Raw genomic sequence first — 16,227 nt, forward strand, 5'->3', positions numbered from 1 at the left:
GCACGAGACACGACATGGAAGGCAGGCAGCCAGCGGGCCTCACCGGCCGTGAGGCGCTGACGAGACTGGAGGGGACGTGGGGGCATGTGCCGCGCGCAGCCACCAGCACCACGTACAGGCAATCAACCAGCTGACGTGCACCCGTAGAACAGCGAGCACGTACATGCCCCCGCGGCCCCGCACCCGAAAACACAACGACCACCGGCAGCCCGCGCCGAAGCAAGCACCAGCACCCGGCACCCACCCTTCCGTCACGGCGTCGCAGGCACGTTCTCCAGCGCCGAGATCCGCCGACCGATCGCCTCGAGCGCGCCGGGCCGCCGCCCGGGAACCGCACGCCGCAACCGCGTGAGAGACGCGGCAAGCGCACGGGCCTGCGCCGGATCGCCAAGCTGCTCCCACTGATGATGGGCGCGATCCACGGCGGCCTCGACATCCTCCGTTCCCGCCACCTGCCCGCGCGCCAGCCGCGCCTCGGCCGCAGCCATCCACAGCTCGCAACTGCGCCCAGGATCCTGCGCGAGCCGCGCGAGATCCGCACGCACCTCAAGCCAGTGGAGCGCCTCCGGCGACCCCGCCCCATGAGTGCGCAGAGCGGTGCTCTCCCACATGGCGGCGATGGCCGCGGCCTCACCGTGGCGCCCGGACTGCGCGGCGGCGAGGATCGCCGGGTGCGGATCGGCATCGGGGCGAGGCTCGACGACCGGAACCGCCTCCTGCCGAGCGGCCGGCACAGGCGACCGAGGAGCCACCGGCACACTCCCCGCCCCACCATCGACCGCCAGGAACACCGCGTCGCCGGGACCGGCCTCCCCGGCCGCCTGAGCATGAAGCTGCGCAAGCGGCGGACGGTGCCCGTTACGCCATATCGAGGCGTAGGTCTTGAGATAGCCGGGCACGGCAGTGGAACGGCGCGCAGGAGGAGGCGAGACCCGCCCGAACAGACGAACCCCGGGCCCCACACCGAACCCCCCGCCCCGCACCTGCCCCCAGGCATCACCGTCGGCCACCAGATCGAGGACCACGGTGGTGGTGTCGGGCCGCCGCAGCGCGAGTTCGCCGGTGAGCCAGTGCCAGGGGAGGGCGGTGTACCGCAGGGTCGACGGAGTCGTCCGGGCCAGGGCGAGATGAAGCAGACGCTGGCGGTGATCCAGATGGAGTTGCCCGGTCACGTACAGGACGAGTGGGCCGGGCGCGGCGGCCGCGGTGCGGATGCGGGTGAGGACGGTCTGCGGGTCGACGGGGTCGGCGAGTTCGACGACGGTCGCGGCGGCGGTGCCGGTCAGCGCACTGGGTTGTACGGCCGCGAGCGCGGGCAGTACCGAAGTCGCGTCGATGAGACAGCTCTTGTTCGCCGGGGCGGCCGCAAGGAGCAGCGCGGTCCCGGTCACTGTCTGTTCCCCGTTGTCCTGCTGAGTGATCACCACTACAGCACCGTAACTGGTCCTTCTCTGTCACGGGTGACCGGTAGCAGGGCCTCGACTGGGGCCAATACAGGGCGATTTGGACGTAATCGGGAAGTGGCTGCCGCACCCGCGGGGGTTCCGTCATGGTGGGCGGAACGAGAACGAGCCACCCCGCCCCGTTCCGCCCCGCAGCCGACCGCGACGCACGCCGTGCGGCCGGCGGCGGTGCCCCGTCCGGGTGCGGAGCCGATTCACGTCACGGAAGCTGAGGACTATGGACGAACCTGAAGGATTTCCCCCTGTGGTCGTGCACGCCTCCCAGCCCGGCGGCCGCCGGGTGACCATTCGCGGCGAGGACGCCGGGCTGGCGACCGGGCAGGAGGACGTGCTCGAGTTCCTGCGGCGAGCGGGCCTGGAGGACGCGCGGCTGGACGACCCCGAGCTGGTCGAGTGGCGGGGTGGCGGTACGAAGGTGTGGCCGGCGCAGATCTAGATCCCACCGCCCATGTCCCAGCCGCCCCAGACCCCCAAAACGTCAGCGGTAAGAGCTAGCGTCAGCCGGCTTGCCCGGATCCTGCACCTCGACGAGATAGCGCCAGGCGTCGGGACGGCTCCCGTCGACGTCGGTGAACCCGTACACCTGGGCAAGTGCTCCGCTGGACGTCGACTGCCCGTTCCAGCGGGCCACTTCGGGGTCGGCGGCGAGCGCGGCGACGGCCCGGCCGACGTAGAACGGGGTCTCTGAGATGCCGAAGTGCGGTGTCTGTTCGACGGCGTCGCGCCAGTTGTCCTCGGTGACACCGTAGTGGCCGAGCATGATCTCCGAGCGGAGCCAGCCCGGAGTGAGGGCGAGGGCTGTCGCGCCGCGTGGGCCCAGTTCCTGCCCGAGGGCGAAGGCCATACGCAGGACGGAACTCTTGGCGAGGTCGTAGAAGAACGAGACGCGGTAGTTGTCACGGTTGTACTCGGCCGTGCCGTCGGTGACCTCGACGACGAGACCACCGGGGTTGCGGAGCAGGAGCGGCAGCGCGTGGTGGCTGGTGATGGCGTGCGTCTCGACGGCGAGGCGGAGCAGGCGAATCCCGTCGTCGAGGTCGTGCTCCCAGACAGGGGTGTTCCAGGCGAAGAGGTTCTCGCCGCCCCAGATGTCGTTGACCAGGACATCGAGCCGCCCCTGTTCGGTGGCGATGCGGTCGACGAGGGCCTTGACCTGGGCGGGGTCGAGGTGGTCGGTGGGCACGGCGATACCGTGCCCGCCGGCCGCGGTCACCAGATCCGCCGTGTCCTCGATGGTCTCCGGCCGGTCGTACTCGGAGCGCCGGGCCCGCGTGGTGCGGCCGGTCACGTACACCGTGGCGCCGGCCGCGCCGAGTTCCACGGCGATGCCCCGTCCCGCGCCGCGGGTCGCGCCCGCCACGAGGGCGACCTTGCCGTCCAGCCGGGCACTTCCGGTCCCGGGTTCCTGCGTCATGGAGCCGCCTCCTCGCTGGTGCCGGACGGGCCGCCCTGGCCCGCCCCCGTTTCGAGCATGACCCGAAATCAAGACACCGAGTGTCGCCATTCCTGAGCGGATGACGACCACGACGCGTATGACGCAGACACCGCGCATGACACGGATGCCGCGCATGACGTCCAGGACGAGAATCGCGTTCTCGCCCATCGGTCACATTCCAGGGTCGGCCCGTGTCATAACAGTGACCAGGGAATCCGCCCGATGCGACAGGGAGACGCCGATGCCACCCGCCCGGACCGCGAAGCAGCGCAAGCAGGACACCCTCGACAGGCTCGAACGCGACGAGGACGTATGGGTGGCCACGGCCGACGGGGAGAACGCGACGCCGTATCTCGTACCGCTGTCGTTCTTGTGGGACGGTGCGACGCTGCTGCTCGCCACTCCTGCGGCCAGTCCCACAGGGCGCAATCTGCGGGCCACCCGGCGGGCCCGGCTCGGCGTCGGCCCGACGCGTGACGTCGTCATGATCGAGGGCACGGCGCAGACGTTGACGCCGGCGGAACTCCCGGACGGCGTCGGAGACGCGTTCGCGGAGAAGACAGGGTTCGACCCTCGCACGCTGACCTCGGAGTACCTCTACTTCCGCGTCACACCGCGGCGAGTCCAGGCCTGGCGGGAGGCCAACGAGCTGGCGGGCCGGGACCTGATGCGGGACGGCGAGTGGGTCGAGGACTGAACCACCCGCACCGAAGCCCGATGTGAACAGACTGCGGAACCAGCCGAAAGCCCCACCCTGGCAGCCCACCCACCGCAGCCCGGCCACGCGGAACGCGCCCGCCGAAGAGACCTCCGACGGGCGCGCCCGGTGCCACACATTCAGCCGGTCGACCCGACCGACCCGATCGACCTGACTCAGCCGGCGGCAGGCTCCAGCTCCTTCTCCTCACCGCCCGGCCGCGCCGTCTCGTTCTCGGCATGCCAGTCCTCGTTGTCGGCGAGCGGCTTCTCCTTCAGTACGAAGGCGAGGACGAGACCGACCGCGAAGACGGGCACCAGGTACAGGAAGATCGGCACGAGTGCCTCCTGGTACGAGGAGACGACCGTGGCGCGCAGGTCGGCCGGCAGGGCCCGTACGAGGGCGGGCGTCAGTGAGTCGCTGTCGCCGACCTTCGACGCGGCGTCCGCGGGCAGGCGTGTGGCGAGCTGGTCGGTGAGGCGGCTGGCGAAGACCGCGCCGACGACGGCGGTGCCCAGGGTCGCGCCGATCTCGCGGAAGAAGTTGTTCGCGGAGGTGGCGGTGCCGACCTCGGCGCCCGGGAAGTCGTTCTGCACGGCGAGTACGAGGGTCTGCATCATCAGGCCGACACCGGCGCCCGCGAGTCCTACGTACAGGCAGACCTGCCAGACCGGGTCGTTCACGTCGAGGCGGGACATCAGGAACGCGACGAGCATGATGATGACCGTGCCGACGATCGGATAGATCTTGTAGCGGCCGGTCTTGCTCATGATCGCGCCGGACGGCAGCGCCGTGGCCATGATGCCGACGACCATCGGGATGAGCAGCAGCCCCGACTCGGTGGCCGTCTTGCCGTAGACCATCTGGAGATACGTGGGCATGTAGCCGACGATCGCGAACATGCCGAGGCCGATCACGATCATGCCTAGCAGCGTGGCGACGTTGAAGATCGGGCTGCGGAAGAGGTGCAGCGGGATGACCGGCTCGGCGGCCCGCTTCTCGGCGACGAAGAACAGCACCCAGGCGACCACCGCGCCGATGCCGAGCCCGATGACCAGCGGGTCGGACCACTCGTACTGAGTGCCGCCCCAGCTGGCGAACAGCACGGTGCAGGTGACGGCGGCGGCCATCAGTGCGGTGCCGAGGTAGTCGAGGGTGACCTTGACGGCCTTGCGCGGCAGCTTGATCGCGACGGCCGCGACGAAGAAGGCGAGGATGCCGAGCGGCAGGTTGACCCAGAACGCCCAGCGCCACGAGTGCTCGTCGGTGAACCAGCCGCCGAGCAGCGGCCCGACGACCGACGAGAGACCGAAGACGGCACCCATGGGGGCCATGTACTTGGCGCGTTCCCGGGGCGGCACGAGGTCGGCGATGATCGCCTGTGAGGTGATCATGAGGCCGCCGCCACCCAGGCCCTGGAGGGCGCGGCCCGCGACGAGCGTGCCCATGTTCTGGGCGAGCCCGCAGACCACGGAGCCGACCAGGAAGAGCGCGATGCCCGCGAGGAATATGTTCTTGCGGCCCATGAGGTCGCCGAGCTTGCCGTAGACCGGCATGCCGATGGTGGCGGCGAGGATGTACGCGGTGGTGATCCACGCCATGTGCTCGATGCCGTTGAGCTCGCCGACGATGGTCGGCAGGGCGGTGCTGACGATGGTCTGGTCGAGCGCGCCGAGCAGCATCGTCAGCATCAGCGCGCCGAAGATCAGCCCGAAGTTGTGCGGCTTGGCCAGTCCGTCCTCAGGGGCGGGATCGGTGCCCGCCGGTGCGGGGGCGTGGGTCATGCTCAGGTCTCCGTACGTGAAGGGATGGGATGCGCGGCGCGCGAGCGGTCGCCGCCCGGGGAGTTCGGGGAGTCTTCGGGGCGGGGGTGGGGAGTCGTGTGGGGCCTTGCGCGGGGAGCGCTCACACCGGTGCCGTGGGGGCGGCTGCCGGGCTGCGCTGCGGGAGCCGCGCCTCAGGCCTCCCGTTCGGTGGTGGCGTGGGGGGTGTGCGCCGGGGCCAGGAGGCCGCGCAGAGCGGTGAAAGAGTCGCGCACCGAGGCCGCGGGACCGTCGGGGTGCCGCTTGTCGCGGGCCCATCGCATGAGGCCGTTGCGTACGGCGGTCATGGCGATCCCCGCGAGCAGCGCGACGGTCTGCCCGTCGGGGGCGTCTCCGGTGCGCCGGGCGATGGCGCCGGCCAGGTCCCTTTCGAGTGCGTCGCACTCGGCGAGGAACGCGCCGAGGGCCGAGGGCACCTTCTCGACGACGGCGAAGACGTCCTCGAACGCTGCGGCGTCGGGCGCCATCTCGTCCACGTGCGTGGCGAACACGTCGCCCAGGTCCCGCAGCACGGCGTCCGGGCCGCGGCCGGGCGCGGAGACGAAGTGCTCCGCCTCGGCCTCGGTCAGGCCGCCGGGCCAGGCGAAGAGCGCGGTCTCCTTGGTACGGAAGTAGTTGAAGAAGGTCCGCGGCGAGACGCCGGCCTCCTTGCTGATCATCTCGACCGTGACGTGTTCGAGGCCGTGTTCACGGGACAGGCGGACCGTGGCGGCGTGCAGTTCGGCCCGGGTCTGGCGCCGTCGCCGGGCACGCAGCCCTTCGGCCGGCGCCTGCTCTCGGACCGCCGACGCCGCGGTGCCTGATGTCATCACGCCGAAGATTCTTGCACATACTGCAATCTTTGCGCGCACTGCATCCAGGTGCCCGTGAAGCCCCTGATCCAGCGCCCGCGAAACCCCCGGCACCTGCGGTCGCGTCAGCGGAACAGGTGCAGACGTGGGCAGACGCACTCATGCGAGTTACGCTCCATAAGCGTAGTTTCGGGTGAAATGCGAAAGCCACTGCTCGCCGGGAGACCAGACTGATGCTCACTCGCACCGTCCTCGCCACCTCCGCCGCGGCGCTGCTCGCGTCCGCCACAGCGGCGTCGACCGACACGCACGCCGCGCACCCCGCCGCCGCGCCGGCCGCCGCCCCCAAGCTCTGCGCGGAGAACGCGCTGACCGTGAAGGCGGCCGCGTCGGGCCAGGACCACGTCCTGCGCCTGAGCGTCACGAACCACTCCCCGCGCGCCTGTCTCGTGTCCCGCGTGCCGCTGGTCACGTACGGCGATCTGGACGGGGCTGCCGTCCCGTTCCCGCTCTCCGGAAGCTCCACGTACAAGCTCGACGCCGGGAAGACGGCCCACGCCGCCGTGCGGTCCCTGACCGCGAGCGATGACAGCGACCCCCGGTCGGTCGGCTACGTCGTGGTGTCGGCGAATCCGGAACACCAAGGCAAGAAGTTCACCGCCGCCTCACTCTCCGAGCCGCGCGGGCTGCGCGTCTGGTCGCCGGTGACGACGCTGTGGCAGCCGACGCGGGCCCAGGCGGACGAGGTCCTGGCCGAGTCCGACGGCGCGGGGGCCCTGAAGGTCTGACCTCGTCCACCTGGCATCAGGCCGCGGCGCGGACCGCGAGAAGCGAGGCGTCGTCCTGGAGCGGGCCCTCCGCGTGGCGGAGCAGGTCGGCGGCGAGGGCGTCGGTGAAGTCTTCGAGGGCCGCGTTCCCCAGGGCGGCGGCCCGCTCCGCCAGCGGGTAGAACACACCGCGCGCGTCCCTGGCCTCGCTCACCCCGTCCGTGTAAAGGAGCATGCACTCCCAGGCGGTGGCCGGCACCGGCTGGGCGGCGCACCATCCGGAGTGGAGGTCGAGCAGGCCGAGCGGTGGTGCGGGCGCGGGGACCGCGGCGTGGACGGCGGCGCCGTCGCGCAGCAGGACGGGCGGCGGGTGTCCGCAGCAGACCAGTTGGGCGGATCCGTCGGACTCGACGCTGAGCAGGGTCGCCGTGACGAAGCGGTCGGGTTCGTCCGAGTGCGCGACCAGCGAGTGCAGCCGTACGGCGATGCCCTCCAACCGCGCCTCACAGGCGGCCAGATCGCGCCAGGCGCGTAAGACGTTGTCCGCGGTGCGGGCGAGAGCGCGGCCTTTGCCCATGACGTCACCCATCAACAGACGTGTGCCGTAAGGGGATTCGACGGCTCCGTACACGTCGCCGCCCGCTCCCGCGGGGCTTCTCTCCACCGGCGCGGTGGTGGCGTTCGCCAGGTGCCGGGCGCTGACGCGCAGGGCGCCGACCCGCTCGGGGAGAGGGGAGACCGGCTGGGAACGGGCAGTCATGCAGGGACCTTCCGGGGTGCGGCCGGGCGTGCTGCCCGACGTGACGCGCCGCGCAAGTGTAGCCAGTCGAGCGCGCCCGGTAACCGATTGTCACCGAATCCGTGCCACCGGATGCCGCCGCCCCGAGGTCGTCAACTTCGCACTGGAGTACGCCAGTTCACATAACCCCACTGCGGCCCCTCAGTCGGTGAGGTCGGCCCGCAGCGTCAGCAGGTTCGTGCCGAGGGCGCGTACGGCGGCGCTGTTGTACCGCGGCAGGCTCTTCAGCCGCGCGCGGGCGTCGTCGTCCCGCAGCAGATGTGCCGTGCCCGTGTGCCAGCGCCCCTTGACCCGGACGCGGATCCTGGGGTCGGCCTGGATGTTGCGTACGTACTGCGACTTGTCGCCGTACTCGGACACCCACCAGAACTCGCGGCCGACCAGGCGACCGCCGACCGGGGTGCGCCGGGGCAGCCCGGACGTGCGGCCGGTGGTCTCCAGCAGGATCTGACCGGGGAGCCGGGAGAGGAGCGGGTTGCCGATACGCCGCTGGAACGACGTGACGGCCCTGAACTTGAACTCGCGATACCGCGACATACGCGTCCCTCCGCCGGCACTGTGACTACCCGCCGCACTCTAGTGACCTGGCGGACGGGTCAGACAGGCGCCTTCGCCGGGGCCGCGGGGGTGGATGCCGGGCGGGGCAGCGCCAGGGCCGCCGCCACCGCGAGCGCCCCCGCGGCCGCGGCGGTCAGCCAGCCGTGGCGGAACGCCGTGAGGGCCGCTTCCGCCGTGCGGGGCTCGCCGATGAGGGCGACCATCACGGCCACTCCGAGGACGGAGCCCGTCTGCCGGGCCATCGTCGTGAGCGCGGATCCGGTGGCGAACCGGCCGGGCGGCAGTGCCGTGGCGGCCGCTCCCACGAGGGTCGGCAGGGCGAACCCGACGCCGACGCCGGTGACGAGCATGCCGGGCAGGAACGCGGCGGCGTAGTGCGGCGCCACCTCCAGGGCGAGGGCCCACCACGCGAGACCGCCGGCGAAGAGCAGGCAGCCGGCCGCCGCCGTGCGGCCCGCACCGAGGCGTCGCACGACGGGCCCTGACGCGACGGCGAGCAGGGGGACGACGAGCGGACCCGGCGCGATGGCCAGTCCGGTACGGATCGCCGAGTAGCCCCACACCTGCTGGCACCACAGGACCGAGGTGAGCAGCATCGCGGCGAACGCCACCGTGAAGAGGAGTGCGGCGAGCGTGGCGAGCGTGAAGGCGGGGATGCGCAGGAGCGGGAGTTCGACGATGGGGACCGGGTGCCGGGCCGAGCGCAGCCAGAACGCCGCGGCGAGGATCACCGCGGCGGCCAGCGAACCGAGCACGCGCCCCGAACTCCAGCCCCACGCCTCGGCCTTGACGAGGCCGAGCGCAAGGGTGCCGATGGCGAGGGTGAGGAGGACGGCGCCCGCCAGGTCGGGCAGGGGGCCGCCGCGGTCGGGACGGTCGGCGGGCAGCAGGCGGATCCCGGCCACGAGGCCGGCTGCGCCGACGGGCACGTTGACGAGGAAGACCCAGCGCCAGTCGGCCTCCACGAGCAGCCCGCCCGCCACGGGGCCGAGGCCGGCGGCGATGCCCCCGATGGCGGCCCAACCGCGAATGGCGCGCGGGCGGCGCTCCGCCGGGGTGGCGACGAGCAGCAGCGCGAGCGACGTCGGCATGAGGGCGGCGGCGCCCGCGGCCTGGAGGGCACGCGCCGCGACGAGCCAGCCGACGCCGGGGGCGACGGCGCACAGCGCGGAGGCGACGGTGAACACCGCGAGGCCCAGTAGGAACCCGCTGCGGTGTCCGTACCGGTCGGCGAGGCGTCCGGCGGCCACGAGCAGGGCCGCGAACACGATCGCGTAGGCGTTCAGGACCCAGGACAGGGAGGCGAGCGAGGCATCGTCGAAGGAGGTGGCGAGGGCGGGCACGGCGACGTTGACGATGAACAGGTCGAGGTTCACGACGAAGACGCCCGCGGAGACGATCCACGCGGTGGCCGCACCGGTCCTGCCGGAGGCCGGCCCACCCGAACCGGAACCCGGGCCCGCCCCCGAACCGGAGGCCGACGCGGCGACCGAGCTCCCGGCAGACGCGTCCGCCGCACCGACTGAGTTTGATTTTCCAACTATCATGCACGGCAACCTAGCGCGAGCGAGTTTGATATGACAACCCTGCAGTTGGGCGGGGCAGGTGGATGCTCGCCGCCCTCACCCCGACGCGCCGTGTCGTCGCCGGCGCCGGCCGGACACCCGGCCGTGACGTCCCTCTCGCCCACTCCCGAGCGAAGGACCACCCCTCCATGCGCACCCGCATCCGTGTCCGACTCTCGGCGCTCGCCGTCGTGGCACTGGCCGGCCTCGCCGGACCGGCCGCCACCCCGGCGCAGGCCACCGACGACGTGCCGTGCCACAACACCGTCAAGCGGGACCTGGTCGACCCGTCGTCCGGTCACACCTGGCCCGGGACGGACGTCATGTACTGCAACCTCACGCGCGGCCACGTCCCGGTCCACGCGAGCCGCTCCCCCGGTTCCCCCGTGGTCGGCCACCTGGAACAGGGCGGCGCGGCCAACTGGTTCGTCACCGAGATGAAGGGCGAGCCGTACCGGGACGGCGCCGCGGAGAACGACTGGTGGGCCAGCACCCCGGCGGCCAACGGACGTTGGGGCTGGACGCCCGAGGTCTACTTCGCCGGCGGCGGCAACTACGAGGACGACGCGGGCCTGTTGATGCCTGGCTCGTACACCTGCGCAAACACCTGCGCCCCCGTACCGTTCTGGGCGCGCTGACCCCGCGGCGCACCGGGGGTTGGGGTCGGCTTCGCCCACCCCCTCTTCGCCCACCCCCGCTTCGGCAATTCCGGTTCGACAAGCCCGGTTCGACAAGCCCGGTTCGACAAGCCCGCCCATGATCATCAAGACTGAGGATCATGCGATTCGGCGTGAACCTTCTCAACTTCGGCTCCGACACGACCCCGCGAACCCTCGAACGCCAGGCGACGGACGCCCGCGCACTGGGCTTCACATTCGCGATGATCTCCGACCACATAGCCGTCACCCCCGACGTACACGAGGTGTATCCCGCCCCGTTCTACGACCAGTTCGTCCTGGCCGCGCACCTCGCGGGGCGGGTGCCGGGGCTTCGGCTCGGCACGACCATCACCGTCATCCCGTACCGGCACCCCCTCCAGACGGCGCGGCTCGCGGCCAACATCGACCAGCTCAACGACGCCGGCTTCATCCTCGGCGCGGGCGTCGGCTGGTCCGCCGCCGAGTACCGCGCGCTGGGCGTCCCGTTCGAGGAGCGCGGCGCCATCACCGACGAGTACCTGGCCGCGATACGCGCCGCGTGGGCGCAGGACCCGTGCACCTTCGAGGGGCGCTACGTCTCGTACGAGGGCATCCGTACGGCCCCCGCCCCCGCTGCCGAGCAGCTGCCGGTCTGGGTCGGCGGCGACTCGCCCGCCGCGCTGCGCAGGGCCGCGCGCCTGGGCGAGGGATGGCACCCCTTCATGCCGACCCTTCAGGGCCTGCGCGCCAAGCTGCCGGTCGTGGCCGCCGAGGCCGAGAAGGCCGGCCGGCCCGTGCCGGAGCTCGTGCCACGACTGCAGATCGCGCTCGGGGAGCGACCCGACACCGAGGACCGCCCCCTCGGCCACGGCAGCGTCGAGCAGGTCCGCGCAGACCTGCACGCGCTGGCCGAACTCGGCGCCACGCACGTGCTGTTCGACACCTACCCCGGCGGCCCGGCCGCGCGCGCCACGGCCGACGAGGACCGCCGCGTCCTGGAGCTCCTCGTGGAGAAGGTCGTCGATCCGGCCACGGGCGACGTGCGCTGAGGTCAGGACCCGTAGGTCGTCCGACCTCCCCTTGAACGGATGGACCCCGGCCCCAGGGCGCCCGCCTCCGCGCCCTGGGCATCCATTCACCGAACTTACGCAAGCAGACTGCAAGCCTTGCGCTAATCTTGCGTTCCATGACACGGAGACTTGCTCAGGTGGCACAGAAGGTCGGCGTCAGTGAGGCGACGGTCAGCCGGGTGCTCAACAACAAGCCCGGCGTCTCGGAGGCCACCCGGCAGGCCGTGCTCACGGCCCTGGACGTCCTGGGCTACGAGCGGCCGACCCAACTGCGCGGCGAGCGCGCGCGCCTGGTCGGGCTCGTCCTTCCGGAGCTGCAGAACCCGATCTTTCCCGCGTTCGCGGACGTCATCGGCGGCGCGCTCGCCCAGCAGGGCCTCACCCCCGTCCTGTGCACCCAGACCAACGGCGGCGTCTCCGAGGCGGACTACGTGGAACTGCTGCTCCAGCAGCAGGTGTCCGGCGTGGTCTTCGCGGGCGGCCAGTTCGCCCAGGCGGACGCCCGGCACGAGCACTACCGGCTGCTCTCGGAGCGCAAGGTCCCCGTCGTCCTCGTGAACGCGGCGATCGAGGACCTCGGTTTCCCGTGCGTCGCGTGCGACGACGCCGTCGCGGTCGAGCAGGCCTGGCGGCATCTGTCCTTGCTGGGCCACGAACGCATCGGGCTCGTGCTCGGTCCGGACGACCATGTGCCGTCGATGCGCAAACTCGCCGCCGCGCGGAGGGTGGCGCGGTCAGCCGGCGGGACACTGCCCGAGGACGCGGTCGAACGGGCCATGTTCTCGCTGGAGGGCGGCCAAGCGGCAGCGGCGCGCCTCATGCGGCGCGGCATCACGGGCATCATCTGCGCGAGCGACCCGCTGGCGCTCGGCGCGGTGCGGGCCGCGCGGCGCGAGGGGCTGCGCGTGCCGGACGACATCTCGGTGGTCGGGTACGACGACTCGGCGTTCATGAATTGCACGGAGCCGCCCCTCACGACCATGCGCCAGCCGATCGAGGCGATGGGCCGGGCCGCCGTCGAGCTGCTCGTCACCCAGATCCAGGGCGGCTCGGTGACGCCCGGTGAGCTGCTGTTCGAGCCCGAACTGGTGGTACGTGGCTCCACGGCGCAGGCTCCGTCCGGCACAACCGCAGCGTAGTCAATTTTTTGCGGAGTCTGCACGACATCTTGCGGGCACCTGTCCGCGGTGGTTGAGTGTGCCGCGCCCCGGCTGCGCGGTAGCCGTAGGCCTTCCTGCGGTTGTCGTCAGCCGTGGGCCCTCCATGCTCATGCCCGAAGGGGACCACCGATGAGAAGCTCCTGGTTCCGCCCCACCCGCCGTAGCTCCGCGGCCGCGGTCGCCGCCGTGCTCACCCTGACCTCCCTCGCCGCCTGCGGCACCAGCAGCAGCGACGACAACAGCGGGGCGGGCGGCGGCTCGAAGGCCGACATATCGGCTCCCCTGGATCCGAAGACCAAGGTCACGCTCACCATCGACTGCATGCCGCCGGCGGCGAAGGCGGCCGAGCTCAGGGAGTGGAAGGAGGACGTCAAGGAGTTCAACAAGAAGTACCCGAACGTCACGATCAACGGGAAGTCCACGCCGGGCCAGTGCGAGGAACCCGCCCGCTTCACCGCCCAGCTCAAGGCGAAGTCCCAACCGGACGTCTTCTACACGTACTTCACCGATCTCCAGCAGGTGCTCGACAACAACGGCGCCGCGGACATCACCGCCTACGTGACGCCCAAGACCGTGCCGGCACTGGACTCCATCGACGGGAACGTCCTCGGCGTCCTCAAGAAGGACGGCAAGCTCTACGGCCTGCCCACCAGCAACTACACGATGGGCCTGCTGATCAACCGCAAGCTCTTCGAACGGGCCGGACTCGACCCGAACAAGCCGCCGACGACCTGGGAGGAGGTCCGCACCGCCGCCAAGAAGATCGCCGGCCTCGGCAACGGCATCTCCGGGTACGGCGAGTACAGCGCGGAGAACACCGGCGGCTGGCACTTCACCGCAGCGATGTACGGCCTCGGCGCCGACGTAGTCTCCGCCGACGGCAAGAAAGCCGCGTTCAACGACGCCACCGGCAAGCAGGTCGCCCAGCAGCTGCACGACATGCGCTGGAAGGACGACAGCATGGGCAAGACGCAGCTGCTGAAGTGGGGCGACCTCCAGAAGCAGATCGCCTCCGACAAGCTCGGGATGTTCCTCGCCGCCCCCGACGACATCACCTACATGGTCCAGCAACTGGGTGCCAAGTACGAGAACTTCGGCATGGGCCCGATCCCCGGCGGCAAGACCACGCTCTTCGGCGGCAACGACTACATGATCAAGAAGGGGTCCTCGCCCGACAAGATCAAGGCGGCCGTCGCCTGGCTCAACTTCAAGACCCTCACCCCGGGCAAGGGCCAGTTCCAGTGGGACCGCACCAAGGCGGACAAGCTCCCCGTGGGCCTGCCGCAGCCGAACTTCTTCACCGGTGACACCAAGGCCAAGGACCTCGCGTCCCGTACGGAGAACGCGACGATGCCCGTCGAGAACTTCAAGCCGTTCCTGGCCAACCCTGTGCCCGGCAAGGCGGAGCCGCCGAAGGCGCAGGAGGTCTACAAGGTCCTCGACAACGTGATGTCGGGCGTCCTGACCAACCGCAACGCCGACATAGACAAGCTGCTCGCCACCGCGGAGCAGCAGGTCAACCAGGTGCTGGCCAACCAGTAGTCCACGGCACCTGCGTCCCGAGGAGCGACCATGTCGGCCCCCACCGTGTCCAAGAGCTCGCCGGCGCCCGTGCGTGCGCCGCACCAACTCCCGGTGCGGCGCGCCTCGTTGGCGCGAGCGGTGCAGCGCAATCTCTCCGCCCACGGCTTCCTGATCGGCGCGGTGCTCTGCTTCTCCTTCTTCTCCTGGTATCCGATGGTCAGGGAGTTCCTCCTGGCCTTCCAGAAGAACAAGGACGGCAGGACCACCTGGGCCGGCTGGTCCAACCTCTCCTACGTCTTCAACGACCCGGCGTTCTGGCAGGCCTGGCGCAACACCCTCCTGTTCACGGGGCTCGCGCTCGTGCTGGGCTTCGCGGTGCCGTTCCTCGTGGCGGTCCTGCTCAATGAGTTCCGGCACGGACAGGGCTACTTGAGGATGCTCGTCTACCTGCCGGTGATGCTTCCGCCGGTCGCCTCGGTCCTGCTGTTCAAGTACTTCTACGACCCTGGCTACGGGTTGTTCAACCGGATCATCGGCATCTTCGGGATACCCGACCAGCAGTGGCTGCAGTCCACGAGCACGGCGATGATCTCCGTGGTCGTCGCGGCGACCTGGATGAACATGGGCGGCGCGACCCTGATCTATCTCGCCGCGCTCCAGGGCATCCCCGGCGAGCTGTACGAGGCCGCGGAGCTGGACGGCGCCGGACTGTGGCACAAGATCTGGCATGTGACGATCCCTCAGACGAGGCTGATCCTCTCGCTGATGTTCCTGATGCAGATCATCGCCACGATGCAGGTCTTCACCGAGCCGTTCCTGCTCACCAACGGCGCGGGTCCCGAGGGGTCGACCATGACCGTCGTCTACCTCATCTATCAGTACGCCTTCAACTTCAACAACTACGGCGGCGCGGCGGCCCTCGGCCTGGTCCTGCTCGTCCTGCTCGCGGGGTTCTCCGCGGTGTACGTACGCCTCGGCCGCACCCAAGAAGACTGACCGGCACGGGAGTTCACATGGCTACCGACACGATGCGCCCCCGGACGCTGATCTCGCCGGCCCAGCTCGGCAGACGGCGCGGCAAGGTCGTCTACTGGTGCGTCTTCGCCCTGGTGATGGTCCTGTTCACGCTGGTCTTCCTGGGACCGATGTACTGGATGGTCAGCGGCGGCCTCAAGACCACGCAGGAGTTCGTCAAGTCTCCGCCGACGCTCGTACCCACCAGCGTGCACCCCGGCAACTACGGCGACGCGTGGCGGGTGATGGACCTGGCGAAGCTGCTCGGCAACACGCTGTACTACGCGTTCGGCGCACTCGCCTTCCAGCTCGTCCTCGACGTCGCCGCGGCCTACTCGCTGTCCAAGCTGCGTCCCCTGTTCGGCAACGTCATCCTCGGCATGATGCTGGCGACGCTGATGATCCCGGCGACGGTCCTGGTCGTGCCGCAGTACCTGACCGTCCTGGACGTGCCGATCTTCGAGCGCAATCTGCTCAACAGCCCCTGGGTGATCTGGCTGCCGTCCGTCACCAACGCCTTCAACATCTTCCTGCTCAAGCGGTTCTTCGACTCGATCCCGCAGGAGCTGCTGGACGCGGCGTCCATCGACGGGGCGTCCGCGCTGCGGACCCTGCGGTCCGTGGTGCTGCCCATCTCGCGGCCCATCCTGGGCGTCGTCTCCATCTTCGCGGTCGTCGGCGTGTGGAAGGACTTCCTCTGGCCGATGCTGACGCTGCCCGACCCCGGCAAGCAGACCCTGAACGTCGGCATCTACTCACTGGCGAGCGGTGTCCCGGAGAACTGGCTGATCGCCGCCCTCACCATCGCGTCACTGCCGACCCTGATCCTGTTCCTGCTGTTCCAGCGCAACATCATGAGCGGTCTCACAGCCGGCGGCCTCAAGGGCTGACACCCGCCGCCCCTCCCCGTACGCCGCCTCAGT

Annotated in this window: 16 protein-coding genes; 9 read left to right on the forward strand and 7 right to left on the reverse strand. The window is 70.5% G+C overall.

Annotated features, from left to right (window positions below):
* Positions 1-251: 251 nt before the first annotated feature.
* Positions 252-1,427 carry a hypothetical protein gene (locus LGI35_RS07505; RefSeq protein WP_227293115.1) on the reverse strand — a complete coding sequence of 392 codons (1,176 nt, stop codon included), beginning with the start codon at positions 1,425-1,427 and terminating at the stop codon, positions 252-254.
* 253 nt (positions 1,428-1,680) lie between these two features.
* On the opposite strand from LGI35_RS07505, the gene LGI35_RS07510 reads away from it, so the two are divergent.
* Positions 1,681-1,899, forward strand: a complete 219-nt coding sequence (locus LGI35_RS07510; protein ID WP_116500627.1) for a hypothetical protein — start codon at positions 1,681-1,683, stop codon at positions 1,897-1,899.
* Between the two features lie 42 nt (positions 1,900-1,941).
* On the opposite strand, the gene LGI35_RS07515 is transcribed toward LGI35_RS07510, so the two are convergent.
* On the reverse strand, positions 1,942-2,877 hold the full coding sequence (locus LGI35_RS07515) for an SDR family oxidoreductase (protein WP_227293116.1): 936 nt from the start codon (positions 2,875-2,877) through the stop codon (positions 1,942-1,944).
* 262 nt (positions 2,878-3,139) lie between these two features.
* Between LGI35_RS07515 and LGI35_RS07520 the strand changes: the two genes are divergently transcribed.
* Positions 3,140-3,595: a pyridoxamine 5'-phosphate oxidase family protein gene (locus tag LGI35_RS07520; protein ID WP_227293117.1), complete on the forward strand. Its 456-nt coding sequence runs from the start codon at positions 3,140-3,142 to the stop codon at positions 3,593-3,595.
* 176 nt (positions 3,596-3,771) lie between these two features.
* Here the strand turns inward: LGI35_RS07520 and LGI35_RS07525 are convergent, their stop codons facing one another.
* Positions 3,772-5,379 carry an MDR family MFS transporter gene (locus LGI35_RS07525; protein ID WP_227293118.1) on the reverse strand — a complete coding sequence of 536 codons (1,608 nt, stop codon included), beginning with the start codon at positions 5,377-5,379 and terminating at the stop codon, positions 3,772-3,774.
* Positions 5,380-5,552: 173 nt separating this feature from the next.
* Positions 5,553-6,227: a TetR/AcrR family transcriptional regulator gene (locus LGI35_RS07530; RefSeq protein WP_227293119.1), complete on the reverse strand. Its 675-nt coding sequence runs from the start codon at positions 6,225-6,227 to the stop codon at positions 5,553-5,555.
* A gap of 215 nt (positions 6,228-6,442) precedes the next feature.
* Here LGI35_RS07530 and LGI35_RS07535 point away from each other — a divergent pair, with 215 nt between their 5' ends.
* Complete coding sequence (locus tag LGI35_RS07535; protein WP_227293120.1) at positions 6,443-6,997, forward strand: DUF4232 domain-containing protein; 555 nt, start codon at positions 6,443-6,445, stop codon at positions 6,995-6,997.
* Positions 6,998-7,013: 16 nt separating this feature from the next.
* Here LGI35_RS07535 and LGI35_RS07540 read toward each other — a convergent pair whose 3' ends face one another.
* The 3 genes from LGI35_RS07540 to LGI35_RS07550 all read right to left on the reverse strand — a co-directional run bounded on the left by LGI35_RS07540 (position 7,014) and on the right by LGI35_RS07550 (position 9,880).
* On the reverse strand, positions 7,014-7,736 hold the full coding sequence (locus LGI35_RS07540; protein WP_227293121.1) for a PP2C family protein-serine/threonine phosphatase: 723 nt from the start codon (positions 7,734-7,736) through the stop codon (positions 7,014-7,016).
* A 180-nt stretch (positions 7,737-7,916) separates the two neighbouring features.
* Positions 7,917-8,312, reverse strand: coding sequence for a nitroreductase/quinone reductase family protein (locus tag LGI35_RS07545; protein ID WP_227293122.1), 396 nt, complete (start codon positions 8,310-8,312; stop codon positions 7,917-7,919).
* Positions 8,313-8,371: 59 nt separating this feature from the next.
* The gene (locus LGI35_RS07550) at positions 8,372-9,880 is read right to left on the reverse strand and encodes an MFS transporter (protein ID WP_227293123.1); all 1,509 of its coding nucleotides are present in this window, start codon (positions 9,878-9,880) and stop codon (positions 8,372-8,374) included.
* A 167-nt stretch (positions 9,881-10,047) separates the two neighbouring features.
* On the opposite strand from LGI35_RS07550, the gene LGI35_RS07555 reads away from it, so the two are divergent.
* From LGI35_RS07555 to LGI35_RS07580, 6 genes are all read left to right on the forward strand, one after another.
* The gene (locus LGI35_RS07555) at positions 10,048-10,536 is read left to right on the forward strand and encodes a hypothetical protein (protein ID WP_227293124.1); all 489 of its coding nucleotides are present in this window, start codon (positions 10,048-10,050) and stop codon (positions 10,534-10,536) included.
* 140 nt (positions 10,537-10,676) lie between these two features.
* Positions 10,677-11,585 carry a TIGR03619 family F420-dependent LLM class oxidoreductase gene (locus LGI35_RS07560; RefSeq protein ID WP_227293125.1) on the forward strand — a complete coding sequence of 303 codons (909 nt, stop codon included), beginning with the start codon at positions 10,677-10,679 and terminating at the stop codon, positions 11,583-11,585.
* Between the two features lie 137 nt (positions 11,586-11,722).
* Complete coding sequence (locus tag LGI35_RS07565) at positions 11,723-12,745, forward strand: LacI family DNA-binding transcriptional regulator (protein WP_227293126.1); 1,023 nt, start codon at positions 11,723-11,725, stop codon at positions 12,743-12,745.
* Positions 12,746-12,895: 150 nt separating this feature from the next.
* Positions 12,896-14,308 (forward strand): extracellular solute-binding protein, encoded by a 1,413-nt coding sequence (locus LGI35_RS07570; RefSeq protein ID WP_227293127.1) that lies wholly within the window; start codon positions 12,896-12,898, stop codon positions 14,306-14,308.
* Positions 14,309-14,338: 30 nt separating this feature from the next.
* Positions 14,339-15,286 carry a carbohydrate ABC transporter permease gene (locus LGI35_RS07575; RefSeq protein WP_227293128.1) on the forward strand — a complete coding sequence of 316 codons (948 nt, stop codon included), beginning with the start codon at positions 14,339-14,341 and terminating at the stop codon, positions 15,284-15,286.
* A gap of 32 nt (positions 15,287-15,318) precedes the next feature.
* Positions 15,319-16,194 (forward strand): carbohydrate ABC transporter permease, encoded by an 876-nt coding sequence (locus LGI35_RS07580; RefSeq protein WP_227300232.1) that lies wholly within the window; start codon positions 15,319-15,321, stop codon positions 16,192-16,194.
* The last annotated feature ends 33 nt before the right edge of the window (positions 16,195-16,227 follow it).

It is taken from the genome of Streptomyces longhuiensis (assembly GCF_020616555.1).
Taxonomy (GTDB): Bacteria; Actinomycetota; Actinomycetes; order Streptomycetales; family Streptomycetaceae; genus Streptomyces; species Streptomyces longhuiensis.